Source organism: Streptomyces bluensis (genome assembly GCF_014650715.1).
GTDB lineage: Bacteria > Actinomycetota > Actinomycetes > Streptomycetales > Streptomycetaceae > Streptomyces > Streptomyces bluensis.
The window spans coordinates 45,906-63,677 of the sequence record NZ_BMVM01000024.1 but is presented as its reverse complement, the minus strand read 5'-3'; the positions used below and the strand labels follow the sequence as shown (position 1 = coordinate 63,677).

Below are 17,772 nucleotides of genomic sequence, written 5' to 3'. Positions count from 1 at the left end.
CCCCCTACGATGATCCAGCCACCAGCCGCCTTACGGTCAGCCGACCCCGTCCAGGTCTCGCGCCAGCAGGCAGCGGACCTGCTTCCCGACGGGCGTGGTCACCACGTCCCAGCCGGGCGCGAGCAGGTCCATAAGCGGCAGCCCACGCCCCGACTCGGCTTCCGCCTCATCGAGTTGAGCCCCAGGCCTGCGATGCGGACGCCTGTGTCCGTCGGGGTCGTGCAGCCGCACCCAGACTCCGGTCCGCACCGCCTCCACCTCCGCGACCAGCGGCACGTGGTCGCCGCAGGCGCGGACGGCGTTCGAGTACAGCTCGGAGACGACGAGTTGGGCGGCGTCGACCAGGTCCGGTCCGGCTCCGGCGCCGCGCAGGGTGTGGGCGGTGAGTCCGCGGACGGCATGGAGGTTCCTGGGCGAGGCGGACATGTGGAGGGTGAAGCCGGTGGGGGTGGGGGTCAGGTAGTGGCCCAGGGAGGCGGTGGGGGTGAGGGGGGTGGGGGGTTCGGGGCACGGTGGGCTCCTTAGCGGTTTGCCGACCAACTCGTTCGGGTTGCGGCCAAATTGAGAGTGGCGCCCTTCCTTGATCGATTGCAACTTTGTCACCTGAATTGGTTAGCCGAATTTCTGTTCCCCTGGACTTGCGGCGGGCTGCGATGGAAGGCTCGCCTCATGCCAAACGTGCGCCCCGTACCCACCGTTCGACGACGCCGGCTCGGCGAGGCTCTGCGCCGGTACCGCAACGCCACGGGGATGAGCCTCGACACCGCATCGGCACAACTGGGGTGGATGGGACCCAAGCTCTCGCGGATCGAGACCGCCAACGCGCATATCCGCCCGAGCGAGGTCGCCGACCTGTTGAAGGTGTACGGGGTCACTGACCCAGAAGTCGTGAGCGCACTGGAGGGGCTGGCAAGGGACGCTCGCAAGCAAGGGTGGTGGCAGACCTACAGCGGGATCGTCGCACCCGCGTATGCCGACTACATCTCTTTGGAGTCGGATGCCGAGAGCGTGCATGCCTACGAGCCCCTGCTTATCCCCGGGCTGTTGCAGACCGCTGGCTACGCTCGCGAAGCCGTTGCCGCGAACGCCACCACCCGCACTGCCGAGGAGGTGGCCGCCCTCGCAGAGGTGCGCATGGCTCGGCAAGCGGTGCTCACACGTCCCGAGGGGCCCTTGAAGTTCTGGGCCGTCATTCATGAAGCGGTGCTTCATCAGCGGTTCGCGGTACGCCCCAACACGATGCGTGATCAGCTGCGCCGCCTCCTCGACATTGCGGAGCTGCCCAACGTCACGCTTCAGGTCATGCCGCTGGCGGCCACGCCCCACCCTGGTGGGGCGGGCGGTTTCAGCCTTGTCGGCTTCCCGGGGCCCATGCCTGACGTAGTTCTACTGGAAAACCTCATCGGTGCGACCTACGTTGAGGGGGTCGACGAAGTGCAGGTCTTCGCCGATGCCTTCGAGCGCATCGTCGCGACAGCACTTCCCGTCGACGACTCGATGGCACTCATCGCACGGATGGAAGAGGAAAGACGCACGTGACTGACCCGAAGGCAGAGCTGTACGCGTACGACCTCTCTGCCGCGACCTGGCGCAAAGCCTCTGCCAGCGCCGGAGAGAACAACTGCGTCGAGATAGCCGAACTGCCCGGTGGCGCTCGGGCCGTGCGGGACTCGAAGAAGCCGGAGCGGGTGCCACTGCGGTTCGCGGCATCAGAGTGGGCGGCGTTCCGGGCGGGTGTGCTCGCCGGCGAGCTGTGAGCAGTTGGGCGTTACGCAGCCAGCCGTCACTCGAAAGGTTCAGGTGACGGCCACTCTTGCGTGCGTGAGTCCGGGAGGTTACTCGTCGCCGGAGGAGAAAATGTCGAGCTGTATGTCGACTCCTTCGACCTCCTCCAAACCGAACAGGCCGCCGCCCAACTGGTCGGCTTCGGAGACCTTCTTGGCCTTTTTAACCGGGACCGCCTTCTTTCTCTGAGTCGGCACGTCGGCCGTCGGGGCGGGCAGTGACGGCGGGGCCACTCGGGTCAAAGGGCTGGTGCCCGGGGCGTGGCGGGGACCTGCGCCCGGGGGCGGGTCGAGGGGGGTGACGTAGGGAACGCCGGACGCCATCTCCTCGTAGACACGGACGATCTCCTTCTTCGTACGCTCGAACAGCTCCGGCTGCTTGTTACGGAAGGCGCGGAAGCTGTCCATGACGAGATCGACGTCCTGGCGCTTGATGCCGTAGAGGTGGAAGTACGCGGCGTCGAGCTCGGCGCGCATGAGGAAACGGCGCTCCTCGTCCCAGATGAATGGGGAGTTTTCGTCACCCAGATAGCTGGCCCAAGAAGCCATCTCGTAGGACGCGTAGGTGAGTTCGAGGACCCGTGAGCGGATCCAGGACTCAGGCGCCCGGTTGCCGAGCCAGGGGACGGGCTTGCCATAATTTTCTGGAGGAAGGACTGGCAGTTGTTCGAGGTAGGTATAGGTGACGTGTGAGCCCTGAATCTTCTGGCGCGCCGCGAAATCAAGCACGATGGATGACAGATTGGCGAGAAGGGCAAATACCGGCAATCCCAGGTCCCTGGGCACAATAAACGGCTCCGTATGACCCACAGCTGTACGCGGCAGCACAGACGGAATAATCGTGCGCTGGTTTGCTGCAGGAGCCACATCTCGCCAGCCCAGCAACCAGCCGTGGGGCCATCGGACTCCTGGACTGCCAGGCTCCGGATCCAGCCAGGCCTCCACTTCCTCCGCAGCAATCCAATGGCGCGGAAGCGGCAACTTTGCCGGGTCTCGGTGGTCTTCCGGGCCAAACCGAGGAAGCGTACCCTTGTTGATCTGCGCCTGCGTGGCGTTCTCGAACGTCGCGAATCGAGAGTCGAAATGGTGCGTGAACTTTCCTTCATAGAGCGGAAGGAAACGATACTCGCCCTTGACGAAGACCGAACCTTGAAGCGTCCAGCGATCCGCCATGAGAGCTTCTAGGCTGCGAAATCGGTCAGAGTCATCCGACATGTGGAACATCCGAATGAGCAGAAGCCGCCATGGATTACCCTGCCCGTCGCTTTTGTCCCAAAGAACCGACGACACTTGGTGCATCTCGTCAAGAATTCGATAGTGATCGGGCCCCTCGCATACTGGCGACGTCAGACTATTCGGGTTGATCCGACGAAGTGCCTTAGCATCCATAGGGAACTCCCGCGCGTCCAGCTGATCCGGCCGCCTCGCCCGGAACGCTAGTCGAACCTGCCCGAACTCACGTCCCGGCCCACCGAACGTGAACAGGCAGAAGCGGTACTGGTTGTGCACATCCGCGAACAGCTTCTCCTCGTTCTCAAGATCCAGCACCGTCGCCAGCTGCCTCCGCTCCACCAGGTCCGCGAAGAACCCCGACGTCGTCTTGTCCGTAGCAATGCCCGTCGGTAGGACCAGCCCCGCCACCCCCTCGGGGGCCAGCAGCATTCGAGACTTCTCCGCGAAGACGGCGTACGTGTTGACGTCGCCCTTGCCCGTCAGCGGGAAGATGCCCGAGTCCCGGAGCATGTTGGTCGTGCCCTTGGACTCTCGCTGGGCGGTCAGGTACTCGCGGTGGAGCTTGCGGTCGGCCTCAATGGGCTGGCCGTGTTCGTCTACGGTGCGGAGCAACTCGCCGATGCGCGCTTCGCGCTCGCTCGCCGTGGCCGCGTCGGCGACGTAGGGGTTCTGGGCGGCGAACCACTCCTTCTTCTGGATCTTCACTCGCTCCCACGGCGGATTCCCCAGCACCGCATCGAAGCCCCCCTGCCACCCCGTGGCCGGGTTCGCGTCCTCGGCGTCCCCGTCCTCCACCCGGAAAACACGGGGAAACTCCAGGTGCCAGTGGAAGAAACGGTTACGGGAGACGATGTTGCGCAGCTCACGCTCGCCCGCGCGCTCCCGCCACTCCACCTCCTCGTCCGTCTCCTCGACGGGCTCCTCCCCCATCTTCGGCTCGGGCTTCGGGATGCCCTCCAGCAACTGGTCCTTTTCCAGCTTGGCCAGCGTCCCCGTAGTGATCGGAGCGGGCGCGTCCGCGCGCTTGGGCCAGATGAATGCCGCGCACCAGGCGTCAGCGACCCGCTTGAGCCGCTTGAGCTCCGGGTCGCGCTCGAACTCACGGTGCCGCTTGGCCAGCTCGCGGATGGCCGCGAGCCCCTTGCCGACCGGGCGTCTGGCGGCCTCCTCGGCGGCTACGCGTACCGTCGCTGTACCGGTGTGGGTCGCGGGCTCGCCCAGCTGGGTCTGGACCCAGACCTTGACGCCCTTGAGTTCCTTGCGGTTGCGGTCCCGCGCCTCGGTGACCGCCTTGGGCTCGTCGCCCTCCAGCTTCTTGAACGCCGTCTCGGGGATTCCTGACTCCAGGAGCTTCGGCGTCGTACCGAGGAGGGCGTTGCCGACCTTGATACGGTCGTCGAGGTAGGCCAGCGGCTCACCCGGGGTGAGGGATTCCAGCCACAGGGACACCTTGGCGATCTCCGCCGCCAAGGGGTTGATGTCGACGCCGTGGACGCAGTTGCGGACAACCTTGGACATCGCCTCGCGGATCCGCTCAGGCGCGGGTTCCAGCTCGCCGTCGTACATCTGGGCGTAGCGCAGCGCGATACGGCGGGCCGCGGCGACCAGGACGTGCCCCGATCCGCAGGAGGGGTCCACGAAACGAATTTTGAGCAGGTCGTCCGGGATGCCGGAGGCCGCGTGCTTCTCGATGACCGGGTCGAGGGCGTTGTCGAGCAGCTTCTCGATCAGGACGGACGGGGTGTAGTACGAACCGGTGGTCTTGCGTTTGTTGCCCGCCACCAGGTCCTGAAGCCAGAACTCGTTCTTCGCCGGGTTGTGGCGCGGGATGAGTTCCAGGAGGGATTCGTAGACGCTGCCGAGTTCGTCGGCGCCCAAGTGGCGGTAGTCGACCCGGGTGGGGCGGCCCTGGCGGTCGTACACCCGGGAGAGCAGCTTGACCGCGGCAAGGAGGTTCTCGTTCGGCAGGTCAGCCGCGCGCAGTGGCTCGGGGCTGCCGGGCAGCAGCGCCACCCACTCGGGGTCTTCCTCCTCGAAGCGGAAGTACAGGCCGCCGAGTTCGGGGAGGGCAAGCGCTTCGAGGCCGCCCTCCTGGCCGAGGGCGTTGAGGACGGTGCGCAGGCCGACCCACAGGTCGGTGTTGCGGTCGCCCAGCCTGCGAGAGGCGATGCGGCGCAGGCGGGCCGTGGAGAAGTAGCGGTTGTAGAGGTCGCGGGCATCCTCCAGGGCCTCGGCTTCCTCGGGGGAGGTGTCGTCCTGGGGGCGCAGCAGGAGGGCGTCTCGGTCCTCCGCGACGAACAGGAACACCAACTGGTAGGCCAGGCGGAGGAGTTCGTGATGGAAGTCGTCCAGGGCCGCCTTGCCGCCACGGGTGAGGGCTTTACCGAGCCTTGGGTTGGCCTCAAGGAAGCCGCTGCCGAGGATGCCGAGAGCCGCCTTGACCTGGTTACGCAGGCGGTCGCGGGCGCGGATGCCGGTCTCGATGGCGAAGGTGCGCCACCATTCGATGCGGCAGTCGGCGGGGGTCAGTTCGTCGACGTCGTCCGCGAGGTTCGCAGCTCCGTCGAGTGTGCCCTCCTCGGCCTCGGCGTCGTCCTCCGCATCCTCAACGACGGCCGCCGTACGGCGCTTCTTCTCCGGTTTGGCCGTGAGTTCGAAGCGGGAGGCGTGGAGCATCGCGTACAGGAGCTGGAAGTCGGCGAACTGGTCGCCGCCGAAGATCGCGTCGAGATCGAACTCGACGTACGCGGAGCCGACGAGCGCGGTGGAGTCCCGTAGGACGCGCAGCACCCTGCCGTTGGAGAGCAGGGCCCACAGGTGCTTGTCGGATACGTTGAGGAGTTCCTGGAGCATCGACTGGGGGGCTCGGTCGTTGCCGATCCCCCGGTCGAGGTGGGTGTCCCAGCGCAGCAGATGGACGGGCAGGTGGGACTGCCAGAGGTGGCTGACGCGATACGAGCCCGGCTCGCGGCCGGGGACCAGGATGCCGGGCCGTTTGGGTACCGCGGTGCGGCCCGCGTAGCCCAGCTCGTCGAGGAGGACGCTCAGCCATTCCTTGTACGTCAGCTTCGCCCAGTCGGCTTCGGGGCCGAGCGTCGCCAATTGCTCACGGAAGGAGGCGTACGTGGCCTTGAGGTACTCCCATTTGCGGCTGGCCGCGTCCTCCACGCGCACACCGCGCGGCAGGCCGTAGTCGGCGGGGGCGGCGCCGGGGAGTTCCTTGTCGCCGAAACGGATCTTGTTGATCAGGTCGGCGGAGAGCAGGGCCCCTTCTACGCGTACCGCCGTGCTCGCCGGGAGGTGATCGGGGGCGAGAGTCGTCACCGGGAGCCTCCGGGGCGCTTGACGTACACGTAGACACCGAGCAGGTCAGGCTCGCCTGCCGGGTCGGCGGTGATATTGCGGACCGCGGCGGCGCCGCGTGCCCGGCCGCGTTCGCCTGCGGCCTCGCGTACCCGCTTGTGGGCGGCTTCAAGGCGGCCGGCTACCTCTCGGCCGTGGGCGGCGAGGCGTTCCTCCACCCCTTTCTCCTCGAGTTCTTCCAGGGCCCGGTCGATCTGTTGCTCACGCATGGAGGGGATCGTGTTGCGGTCGGGTGCGGCGCGCAGCAGGTCCGCGATCTCCTCGTCGGTGAGCCATTCGCGGGTGCCGTCCTCAGCGGCGCGCCAGGCCAGCAGCTGGGCGTCCTCGGCGACCAGTTCGTGAGGCCGGCCCTTCTCCGGGCCGGTGCGGCGACGAGGCAAGGTCAGACGGAAGCGGTAGCGGGCAAGGAGCAGCACGGTGCGCGCCTCGACGGCAGTGGTGCGGATGACGCCGAGCCGCCGGGCGGGGCGGTCGTGCTCGGACAGTTTCGGGTCGAGAGCGGAGTCCAGGACGTAGCGGGCCACGGCCCGTACGGCCGGGTCGCCGCGGAAGAGGGCGTGCTCGCCCGCCGCGACCGGCAGGTCCTGCCGGAACACGAGCTCGGGTGGGGCCGTCGCGGTACGGGCGCGGCCCTTCGCAGATGTGCGCGCGGGCGCCGGGGCGGCTCCAGGTCCTTCGCTCTGGTCCGGGTCCTCGAAGATGCCGAGCGCGTGGCGCAGGCCGCGTGGCAGCGGACCCACCGGGGCGGTGAACCCGGTGGAGCGCGGGTCGGGGCGTACGGGCGAGCCGAGCGCCTTCAGCGTCTCCCGGGTGAAGTCGGCGATGTCGGCGGGCTCGCCGAGCGCCTGGCGCAGGGCCGCCAGTTCGGCCTGGACCTCGTCGGGCCGCAGACCGCTGTGGGCGAATTTGGTCAGGACCTTCGACTCGCGGTCGGCGGCGCTGTCCCACTCCTTGTGAAGCCGCTCCCTGGCCTGGCTGAACAGTTCGTCGGTGCCGAAGTCGAGGGTGAGCTGCTCGTCGACGCCCTGACCGCGCACCAGGAGGCTGTTGGCCAGGGCTCGCAGTACGCCGTCGCCGCCGTCGGGGACGGGGACGACAACGCCGATCTGCTGGGCGATGTCCCGGTGCTTGCGGATGAGGACATCCAGGACGAGGCCGTCGATGCCGGTGTCGGTGTCGTACAGAGTGACCGCCCGGACGTTCTCACGGGACTGTCCGAAGCGGTCGACGCGGCCCTCGCGCTGCTCGTGCCGGGTGGGGTTCCAGGACAGGTCGTAGTGGAGGACCGCGCCGAAGTCGTCCTGCAGGTTGACACCCTCGGAGAGGCAGTCGGTCGCGACCAGGACGTGCCGACCGCGTTTGGCGGTGAGTTCGTCAATGCGGGTCTGGCGGGCGTCCGGGTGCAGTTTGCCGGTGACGGCGTCGACGTGGGCGCTTCGCCCGAGGGCATCGGCCAGGTGCTGGGCGACGTACTCCGCCGTGGGGATGAAGCGGCAGAAGACGATCGGGTCGTAGCCGTCGACGAGGAGGCTCTTCACCTCGTCGACGAGGGTGCGCAGCTTGGTGTCGGTGTCCGGGCCCGCCAAGGCCTCGGCCCGGACCGCGAACGCCTGCAGCTTGCGGCGGCCCCGGGCTCCGTCGCCGATGTCGTCCGTGTCGAGGAGGGAGCCGTGGACGGCGTCCATTCCCTCGGTGGCCTCGTCGTCGATGAGTTCCAGGGCTGCCGCGCGACCGATCCGAACCGCCTCCTCCTCGCTGCGAGCGGCGGCGATCGAGGCGCGTGTGGTCAGCGTCTCGACGGCGGCCGCGGGTGAGGACAACACGCAGCGCAGCAGGTTCAGTACGGACCACCAGGTGAGGCGCTGCTTGTGGGAGCCGTCGGGGCGGCGGACCTGCTCGCGGGCGTAGGCGATGATGTCCCGGACGAACTGGGCGTATTCCGGGCCCAGTTGGTAAGGAACTTCGCGCAGCTTGCGGTCGCTGGGGAACGGTGTGTCCTGGTCGAGGTAGTGCCTGATGTCGCGGCGGCGACGCTGTACGAAGTGGCGGGCGAGACGGTCACGGTGTGCGGGCAGCGAAGGATCGAGGCCCTTCAGGCCGGGGTCGAGAAGTCCGGTGAGCTTGGCGAAGGCGTGGGCGTCGCCGCTGTGCGGGGTCGCGGTGACGAGGATCAGGTGGCGGTCCTCGTCCCGGGCGAGGGAGCTGAGGAGCTCGTAGCGCTGCTGGTGCCCGGTGCCCGCGCCGACGCACGTGTGTGCCTCGTCGACGATCAACAGATCGGGGCAGGTGCGGCGGAACGCCTCACGGCGGTCGGACTGCTTGATGAAGTCGGTGGACACCACCGTGTAGGGGTAGCTCTGGAAGAGCGTCTGCCCCTGTTCCACCCCCTTCTGGAGCCTGGCCGCGGTGGAGGGCAGTACGAGCTCCGCCTCCATGCCGAACTTCTCGTGCAGTTCGCTCTGCCACTGCTCGGCGAGTGACGGTGAGCAGAGCACTACCATGCCGCCGGCCGAGCCCTGTTCGATGAGTTCCTTGCCAATGAGAGCGGCTTCGACGGTCTTGCCGATACCGACGTCGTCGCCGATGAGGAGCCGTACGGTGTCCATGCGCAGCGCCATCATCAGCGGCACCAGCTGATACTGGCGGGGCTGCACCGAGATGGACGCCAGCGAACGGAAGGGGCCCGCTCCGTGGCTGGCGGCGATGCGCAGGGCGGTGCGCAGCAGTCCGGCGGAGGCGAAGTCGCCGACCTCTCCAGGTACGGCCCGGGGCCTGCCGAAGCCGGGGTCCTCGATCTCGTGCGGGAAGAGCGCGGTGACGAACTCGCGGTCCCCGTCGAGGGGCTGGGCGATCACCAGGCCTCCGGGCGAACCGGGCTGCACCACCCAGTCGCGGCCGCGGGCGGAGATCAGGTCGCCGGGTGCGCGAGGCGTCGTGGACTGCGCCGAGCCGGTGCCGGGGAATGTCATCGGATGCTCCGTCCGGGGCCGAAGACGTCCGGGTGTGCTCGCACTGCGTTCTCCCACTCCTTTGTGCCCTCGCCGGCCCGGATGACCAGCCAGCCGTCGTCGATCAGCCGGAACTCGGTCTGCCGGTCGAGATGCCAGCCGCCGGGTTCGTCCACGTAGACGGCGACGTCCGCGCCCGGAAGGCGGTAGACGACATCGGGCCGGGCCGAGTCACCGGACCGCTCGGGGTGCGTCTCGTCGGGGAGGCGGTGGCCCGAGCGGCCCAGCCACTCTACAAACTCGGCGACCGGTCCCCGCGCGTGCTCCGTGGCCAGGGCGAGCGCCTGGGCCCGTTGCGCGGCGGGCGTCACCTGTCGCTCGCCCCGGGTGGTCGAGGCGGCCAGCCGCATCAGGAGGGGGACGACGACGAGCCGGTCGATACGGGTGTGGAAGCGCTGGTTGCTGTACGTGAGCAGGCAGTCGTAGCAGCCCCGCTCGCAGCGCTCCACTGCGCCCGGGGCCTGACCGAGGTCGCGGCCGTCGTCCGGGTCGACGTGGATGATCCGCAGAGCGGTCCGGGCCACCTCTGCGAGGGCTTCGGAGTCGTCGTGCAGGAGCCTGAGCACACCTGCCCCGCCTTCGGCGCCCTCGATGAGGAGCATCCGGCCGCGTTGCTCGTCGTCCGGGAGGTCCTGGCTGTCCAGCTCGGCGTCCTCTAGTTGGTAGCGGGCCTCTATGCCGCGCTCCAGGGCATAGCGGAGAGTGACTGCGACCGTTTCGTCGTCGACCGGTTCGGCCAGGCGCAGCACGGCGATGTTCTTGCGGTCCTCGACGTAGGGGATGACCTGGAGGGTGCGGTCCGCGGAGGCGAACGGGCTGAGGGCTTCGTCCTCGGCCGATGCCTCCTGGATCTCAGTCGCCTTCTTTGCGCTGAGCCACCGGCCCTGGATCGGGTCGAGCCAGAAGCCCCGGTCCGCGGGCTGCTTCCGCTTGCGGCGGCCGATGTTGAAGACCCGGACCCGTGCCGTGTCGCCGTAGCTGACGGTCAGTACCGGGCCGTCGTCATCCGCGGCGGTGGCGTCCAGCCGTCCGCCGTCCTGCGAGAACTGGTAGCCCGTCAGCAACTCGAAGCCAGATCTGAGGCGTTCCTCCTCGTCGGAGGAGATCCGGCGCACTGGTGACGCGTGCACCGTGGACAGGAGCATGGTCCGGCTCAGCGTGAGGGAGAGCGGCACCTCGCAGTCGTCGCACCGGTCGAGCCCGTCCGAACGGTCGTACCAGGTACCGCAGTTGCCGCAGATCCGTACATCGCTGGTGGCGACCTGCCCAGGGGTGGCGCCCATGGGTACCTGCACCCGGTCGACGGCGTACCGCTGGCCCTCGTGGTAGATCAGCGCCCCGGGGCCGAACTCGGAGATCGCGATGAAGCGGGGGCGCTGGATGTACGCCCCGTTCTTCTGCCCCAGCCGTCCTTCGCCCCGCTGCCCGGGGATGTAGGCGGCGAGCGGAAGGCGGGGGAAGGAGTAACCGGGGAGGAACCCCTCGGATGCGAAGTAGCGATAGGTGTAGAAGTCGCTGAAGGACTCCTCGCTGTCCTCGTTGCGCAACAGCTTCAGCTGGTTCTCGGCCTCGGCCCGGCGTGCCTGGGCAATGCGGCGGCGGCTGGGATCGACAGAGAGATCGCCTACGGTGCGATGCTGCTCCTCGCGCTCGGCGAGCGCCGCACGGTACAGGCGACGCCAGCGCTCGCAGTCCTCGTCGAAGCGGCGCAGTGCGGAGCGCACGATGTCCTCGATCCATCCGTCGTACCACCAGGTGGTGCGCGCCCGGAGGTCGTCGAGGAGCGGTTCCAGCACTGCGGTGGCGCGGTCGATGGCCCGCCGACGGGCCGCCTCGCTGTCGAGCTGGGTGCGCATGGCCTCGGTGAGCCGGAGGGGCACCGGCTGGCCGGGCACCTGGGCGGCGGTCTCGGCGTCGATGAAGTCGGTCATGCGCTGGCCGAGGGCAGCTCCGGTCTCGGCGAGCCAGATCGCGTGGACGTGGCTGCGCAGCAGTTCCTCGTTGGCCAGGTCGAGGCGGGGTGGTGTCACGCTGCCCGAGACCATCAGCTCGGGTCGCCGGAAGTAGTACTGGTCGTGTGCGCTGCCCGTCGAGCAGTAAGTGGTGACCAGCGCGGGCTGCCCGGAACGGCCGGCCCGGCCCGATCGCTGGGCGTAGTTGGCCGGGGTCGGCGGAGCGTTACGCATGGCGACCGCGTTCAGGGTGGCGATGTCGACGCCGAGTTCCATGGTCGGCGAGCAGTACAGCAGGCTGAGGTCGCCGTCACGGAACGCCTTCTCCCGCTTCTCCCTCAGGTCGGAGGGGACCTGCGCGGTGTGCTCCCGGGCTTCGATGCCTGTCAGCTGGGACGCAGTGTCCCGGTAGAGGTCTCTGAAGTAGGCGTTGACGTAGGGCTCGGCGTCCGGATCGCTGACCTTGCGCAGCGGGTCGGGCTCGGGAGCGAGCCCGTCACCCGGCAGCCATCGCAGGGCGGCGGCTCTGACCTGATGGCCGAGTGAGCCGTCCCGCTCCTCGCGGACGATCGCGACCAGCCCCTGGGTCTCCAGGACGCGCAGCAGGCCGCGGATCACCGCGTCCGCGTCGGCGACCGACATGCGCTTGCCGGCAAGCCCGGGAATCTGATGGAACTGGTCGGGGCGGCGCAGGAAGCGGCCGTACGCCCCGAGGCCGCTGAGATAGATGGCCTCACCGGAGGGGGCGCCCTTGGGGCCGCTGCCGGGGAAGGCGACCCGCGAGGGCACGCCCGGCTCCTTCGGCGGGAGCGCCCAGACGCCGAGCAGGTGGGCGTCGGACTGGCGCCGGAGCTGGTCGAACCCTGCCTGTGTCAACAGCGGCTCGTCGACGGCGAGGGACCGGCGGAGCTCGTCAAGGAGGACTCGGGCGAGGTACTCGCGGTGCTCGGGAGAGTCACCGGCGAGCGCCGCGGGTGCGTCCTGCCAGCACTCCTGGTCGGCTGCGATCTCCCGCAGGTCCGTGTACTCGAACCGCAGCAGTCCGGTCTGGGTGAGGTTGGGCATGGTGATGCGCCAGCCCCGTTCGAGATCTGCGTTGACACGGTAGGCGAGGACCGCTCGCAGGGCCGAGCGGGCGGACTCACGTTGGCTGTACTTGGCTGCGGGGTTGCGGGCGAAGTCCTCCATGCACAGGCCCAGCGCCTCCTCGACGGCCTGCGGCAGCGCGTCGTGGCGCAGCCCCGCCGGGCCCGCGGCGGCGAGTGCCCGGTACAGGGCGCCACGGATCTGGGTGACCTGGGCGAAGTCGTTGAAGTGCCCGGCCTGGAGACTGGCGTCCTGACGGTTGTCGACGAAAGTGAGGAGTTTGCGCGCCCGCTCGTCGATGTCCTGCTGGCCGCGCAGGGAGCGCACCACGCTGGAGCTGATGAGGGAGACCGCCGAGCTGCGGCCCTCGGCGGCGAAGGTGGCGAGCTTCGCGAAATCACGGGCGCGCAGTTGTTCGTGGCTGACGCGACATCGCAGACAGAAGCGGAAGGGGGCGGCGATCCACCAGGCGCGCATTCCATCGCCCATTCCGGCCGCTGCTCCGGCGAGGACCGTTCCGTCCGGAGCGATGCGTACCTCGCGCGGGACGTCACCGCTGCGGGCCTGCACGATGGAGCGCGAGCCGTCATCGGCGGTCTCGACCCAGCTGTCGGGCAGCCTTCCCAGGAACTCGTCGGGCGCGGTCGGCCAGGGCCGCTCCTCACTGACGTAGAGGTAGCCGTCGCCGTCCTCGGCGGGGGCCTCGGGATCCCGGCGTGCGACGAAGCGCTGCCCGGCCGCGCCTTCCTCGCGGGTCACCACCAGGTATTCGTGGCCGCAGTCCCGGCAGAACGCCAGGGGGATCAGCGGCTTGTCGCGCTGCGTAGGCACACTGACCTGGTACTGGCTGGTCAGGTGGCGCTGCCCTGATGGTTCGAGACTCGTGTAGACGGTGTCGCCCTTGGAGAGGAACTGGTGGAGCCTGAAGGCGAACAGCGGACGTCTGTGCTGCGGGTGCAGCGCCTTCGCGCCGGCTCTCAGGACAGCCTCGATCGCCGTATGGCACGTCTCCTGGTGCTCACCGCAGTCCTCGCTGAGCACGGCTGCCGCCGCGGGCACCGTGACCGGCGTACGGCGCACCAGCCGGCCGTCGGCTTTTTCGTCCTCGACCAGTCCAAAGGAGTCCTCCACCCAGATGGCGAGGGGATCGACCTTCAACACCGAGTAGTCGCGTGACAGCGCCTGCGGTTCCTGCGCGGCCCGGCGGACAGCAGCGGCCAGCGCCGCTCTCCGTTGGGCAGCGGGCAGCGCCAGGTACCCCACCGGATCGGTGGACCGCTCCAGCGTCTCGCCGATGACATTGCCGGGTCGCACCGTCGTACCGAACAGTCGGGATGCGACGTCTGCGACCTTCTCCTGGGCGTCCTCGAACGTGGCGGCGCTGGCCATAGTGGCGGACGTACCGATGCACTGGAGGCCGGGGGCAGCACAGGCGTCCCGGAGCCTGCGTACGAGGAAGGCGACATCCGCCCCCTGCCTGCCGCGATAGGTGTGCAGTTCGTCGAGAGCCAGAAACCTGAGGCCCTGGGCTGCCCCGATGAGTTCCTCCCGCTCGTGAGGGCGCGTGAGGAGGTACTCCAGCATCACGTAGTTCGTCAACAGAATGTCAGGCTTGGCGCGCAGTACGGCCGCTTTTCCCTGAGCATCCTCCTGGCCGGTGTACCGGGCGAAAGTCACTCGGCGGTCCGCCTCGGGGATCCCCCATTGCAGATAGCGGGCGAGTTCGTATTCCTGACTGTTGGCGAGCGCGTTCATGGGATAGACGACGATCGCCGAAATGCCGTCGGGATTCGGGTGGCGCAGCACCTCGTTGACGATGGGAAGAATGTAGGCGAGGCTCTTGCCGGAGCCGGTTCCCGTGGTGAGGACGTACGAATCTCGGCGACCAGCCGCATTGATCGCCTGCCGCTGGTGGCGGTGGAGCGTCAGGGTCCGGGAACCTGGGTCTTCCTCGTGTTCCTTCACGCGGAAATAGTCGCGGCACATGGGGTGAAGAACGCCGGCATCGACGAGTTCAGCGACGGTGCCGCCACTGCGGAAATTCGGGTTGAGTGAGATACGGGGGTCGGGCCAGCGAGCCTTGCGTGCCTGCTCCTCATCGAGATGCTGCTGAATATCCCTGTCCCGGACGGATACCAGCGAACTCGTAAAGGCGCTGTAGTCACTGATCAGGTTGTGGTGGACCCCGAAAACATCCATCGTCGCCTGTACTCCCCCTTGCTGCTGCGACGGCTCCACCGGCGCCGTTGCCCGGACAACACCCCCGTCGCCGACGACTCATCAGCCTACTGCCATGGACGCCCCACGAACGCGTGAAAGAGGTGGCCGCCCACAGCCGCCGCACGGCATGGTTCACTGCGGACATCCGCAGAACAGACGGGGAGAGCTTCATGGCCCATGGCATCGACGAGACATTCCTGGCCCTGCCTCTCAGGGCGCTGGCCGACGCCGCCCTAGCACGCGCCCGCGCCCTCGGCGCAGAGCACGCGGACTTCCGGTTCGAGCGGGTGCGGAGCGCGGCCTGGCGGCTGCGGGACGCCAAGCCGGCCGGGTCGTCGGACACGACCGACCTCGGGTACGCGGTGCGGGTGGTGCACGGCGGGACGTGGGGGTTCGCGTCCGGCGTGGACCTGACCATGGACGCGGCCGCGAAGGTCGCCGCGCAGGCCGTGGCCATGGCGAAGCTCTCCGCGCAGGTGATCAGGGCCGCCGGGTCCGAAGAGCGCGTGGAGCTGGCCGACGAGCCCGTGCACGCCGAGAAGACGTGGGTGTCCTCGTACGAGATCGATCCCTTCAGCGTGCCCGACGAGGAGAAGTCGGGGCTGCTGACCGACTGGAGCGCGCGGCTGCTCGCGGCCGACGGGGTCGACCATGTGGACGCCTCGCTGCTCACGGTGCACGAGAACAAGTTCTACGCGGATACGGCCGGGACCGTGACCACCCAGCAGCGGGTGCGTCTGCATCCGCAGTTCACCGCCGTGTCCGTCGACGAGTCCAGCGGTGAGTTCGACTCCATGCGCACCCTCGCGCCGCCCGTCGGGCGCGGGTGGGAGTACCTGACGGGCACCGGCTGGGACTGGGACGACGAGCTGGCGCGGATCCCGGAGCTGCTCGCCGAGAAGATGCGGGCGCCGAGCGTCGAGGCGGGCGTGTACGACCTGGTCGTGGACCCGTCCAACCTGTGGCTGACCATCCACGAGTCCATCGGGCACGCCACGGAGCTGGACCGCGCGCTCGGCTACGAGGCCGCGTACGCCGGCACGTCCTTCGCCACCTTCGACAAGCTCGGCAAGCTGAAGTACGGCTCCGAGCTCATGAACGTCACCGGTGACCGCACCGCCGAGCACGGCCTCGCGACCATCGGGTACGACGACGAGGGGGTCGCAGGGCAGTCGTGGGACCTCGTGAAGGACGGGACCCTCGTCGGCTACCAGCTGGACCGCAGGATCGCCCGGCTCACCGGCTTCGACCGGTCCAACGGGTGCGCGTACGCCGACTCCCCCGGCCACGTGCCCGTGCAGCGCATGGCGAACGTGTCGCTCCAGCCGGACCCGGCCGGGTTGTCGACCGAGGACCTGATCGGCAGCGTCGACCGCGGGATCTATGTCGTCGGTGACCGGTCGTGGTCCATTGACATGCAGAGGTACAACTTCCAGTTCACCGGGCAGCGGTTCTTCAAGATCGTGAACGGGCGGATCACCGGGCAGCTGCGGGATGTCGCGTACCAGGCGACGACCACCGACTTCTGGGGGTCCCTGGCCGCCGTCGGCGGACCCCGGACGTATGTCCTCGGTGGCGCCTTCAACTGCGGCAAGGCCCAGCCCGGCCAGGTCGCCGCCGTCTCGCACGGCTGCCCGTCCGCTCTCTTCAAGGGCGTCAACATCCTCAACACGACCCAGGAGGCCGGTCGATGAGCGCTGCCGCGTCGACGAACCGCACGAACAAGCCGCACGAGGTCGTCGAGCGCGCCCTGGAGCTGTCCCGGGCCGACGGCTGTGTGGTGATCGCCGACGAGCACTCGACGGCCAACCTGCGGTGGGCGGGCAACGCGCTGACCACGAACGGGGTCACGCGCGGGCGCACGCTGACGGTCATCGCGACCGTCGACGGCAAGGAGGGCACGGCGTCGGGCGTCGTGTCGCGGTCCGCCGTCACCGCCGACGAGCTGGAGCCGCTCGTCCGGGCCGCCGAGGCCGCCGCGCGCGGGGCGGGTCCCGCCGAGGACGCCCAGCCGCTCGTCTCCGGCATCCCTCAGTCGCCCCACTTCACGGACGCGCCCGCTGAGACCTCGTCCGCCGTGTTCGCGGACTTCGCGCCGGCGCTCGGGGAATCGTTCGCCCGCGCGCGGGAGGGCGGCCGCGAGCTGTACGGGTTCGCCAACCACGAGCTCGTCTCCAGCTATCTGGGGACGTCGACGGGGCTGCGTCTGAGGCACGACCAGCCGAACGGCACGCTGGAGCTGAACGCCAAGTCCCCGGACCGTACGCGCTCGGCGTGGGCCGGCAGGTCGACGCGGGACTTCAAGGACGTCGACCCGGCGGCGCTGGACGCGGAACTGGCCGTACGGCTCGGCTGGGCCGCGCGGCGGGTCGAGCTGCCCGCCGGGCGGTACGAGACGCTGCTGCCGCCCACGGCCGTGGCGGACCTGCTGATCTACCACATGTGGTCGGCGTCGGCCCGGGACGCCGCCGAGGGCCGCACGGTCTTCAGCAAGCCCGGCGGGGGCACACGGATCGGCGAGAAGCTGACCGAGCTGCCGCTGACGCTGCGCAGCGACCCGAACGAGCCGGGGCTGGAATCCTCCCCCTTCGTGCTCGCGCACTCCTCCGGTGACGACGCGTCGGTGTTCGACAACGGACTGCCGCTGACGGCGACCGAGTGGATCGGCGGGGGCGAGCTGCGGCACCTGACGACCACCCGGCACAGCGCGGGCCTGACCAAGCTGCCGGTGACACCGTTGATCGGGAACCTGATCCTGGACGGCGGCGAGGACCGCTCCCTGGAGGAGATGGTCGCGAACACCGGGCGCGGGCTGCTGCTGACCTGCCTCTGGTACATCCGCGAAGTGGACCCGGCGACGCTGCTGCTGACCGGGCTGACCCGGGACGGCGTGTACCTCGTGGAGGACGGCGAGGTCACCGGCGAGGTGAACAACTTCCGGTTCAACGAGTCGCCGGTCGACCTGCTGGGCCGGGCCACTGAGGCCGGGCGCACGGAGAAGACGCTGCCCAGGGAGTGGAGCGACTGGTTCACCAGGGCCGCCATGCCCGCGCTGCGGGTGCCGGATTTCAATATGAGCTCTGTCAGTCAGGGCGTATAACCTCGTAGCGGTAGTCACTCGACTGC

General features: G+C 68.8%; 8 protein-coding genes. 4 read left to right on the top strand and 4 right to left on the bottom strand.

Going from position 1 to position 17,772, the window contains the following annotated elements:
* Positions 1–36 precede the first annotated feature (36 nt).
* Positions 37–603, bottom strand: a complete 567-nt coding sequence (locus tag IE262_RS35550) for an ATP-binding protein (RefSeq protein WP_229877835.1) — start codon at positions 601–603, stop codon at positions 37–39.
* 66 nt (positions 604–669) lie between these two features.
* On the opposite strand from IE262_RS35550, the gene IE262_RS35545 reads away from it, so the two are divergent.
* On the top strand, positions 670–1,539 hold the full coding sequence (locus IE262_RS35545; RefSeq protein ID WP_189879583.1) for a helix-turn-helix domain-containing protein: 870 nt from the start codon (positions 670–672) through the stop codon (positions 1,537–1,539).
* Positions 1,536–1,757 (top strand): DUF397 domain-containing protein, encoded by a 222-nt coding sequence (locus IE262_RS35540; RefSeq protein ID WP_189879582.1) that lies wholly within the window; start codon positions 1,536–1,538, stop codon positions 1,755–1,757. Before IE262_RS35545 ends, IE262_RS35540 begins: the two co-directional genes overlap by 4 nt.
* A 78-nt stretch (positions 1,758–1,835) precedes the next feature.
* Here IE262_RS35540 and IE262_RS35535 read toward each other — a convergent pair whose 3' ends face one another.
* From IE262_RS35535 to IE262_RS35525, 3 genes are read right to left on the bottom strand one after another with little or no spacing between them, the layout of a single operon-like run.
* On the bottom strand, positions 1,836–6,341 hold the full coding sequence (locus IE262_RS35535) for an Eco57I restriction-modification methylase domain-containing protein (RefSeq protein WP_189879581.1): 4,506 nt from the start codon (positions 6,339–6,341) through the stop codon (positions 1,836–1,838).
* Complete coding sequence (locus tag IE262_RS35530) at positions 6,338–9,349, bottom strand: DUF8741 domain-containing protein (protein WP_189879580.1); 3,012 nt, start codon at positions 9,347–9,349, stop codon at positions 6,338–6,340. Before IE262_RS35530 ends, IE262_RS35535 begins: the two co-directional genes overlap by 4 nt.
* On the bottom strand, positions 9,346–14,391 hold the full coding sequence (locus tag IE262_RS35525) for a DEAD/DEAH box helicase family protein (RefSeq protein ID WP_229877830.1): 5,046 nt from the start codon (positions 14,389–14,391) through the stop codon (positions 9,346–9,348). Before IE262_RS35525 ends, IE262_RS35530 begins: the two co-directional genes overlap by 4 nt.
* 425 nt (positions 14,392–14,816) lie before the next feature.
* Here IE262_RS35525 and IE262_RS35520 point away from each other — a divergent pair, with 425 nt between their 5' ends.
* Both IE262_RS35520 and IE262_RS35515 read left to right on the top strand, forming a co-directional pair.
* Positions 14,817–16,340 carry a TldD/PmbA family protein gene (locus IE262_RS35520; RefSeq protein WP_189879578.1) on the top strand — a complete coding sequence of 508 codons (1,524 nt, stop codon included), beginning with the start codon at positions 14,817–14,819 and terminating at the stop codon, positions 16,338–16,340.
* A complete protein-coding gene (locus IE262_RS35515) occupies positions 16,337–17,746 on the top strand; it encodes a metallopeptidase TldD-related protein (RefSeq protein WP_189879577.1) in 1,410 nt (469 codons plus the stop codon). Before IE262_RS35520 ends, IE262_RS35515 begins: the two co-directional genes overlap by 4 nt.
* The last annotated feature ends 26 nt before the right edge of the window (positions 17,747–17,772 follow it).

Coding starts and splice junctions, on each gene's coding strand:
- IE262_RS35545 (WP_189879583.1), top strand. CDS start 670: ATGCCAAACGTGCGCCCCGTACCCACCGTTCGACGACGCCGGCTCGGC.
- IE262_RS35530 (WP_189879580.1), bottom strand. CDS start 9,349: ATGACATTCCCCGGCACCGGCTCGGCGCAGTCCACGACGCCTCGCGCA.
- IE262_RS35520 (WP_189879578.1), top strand. CDS start 14,817: ATGGCCCATGGCATCGACGAGACATTCCTGGCCCTGCCTCTCAGGGCG.
- IE262_RS35515 (WP_189879577.1), top strand. CDS start 16,337: ATGAGCGCTGCCGCGTCGACGAACCGCACGAACAAGCCGCACGAGGTC.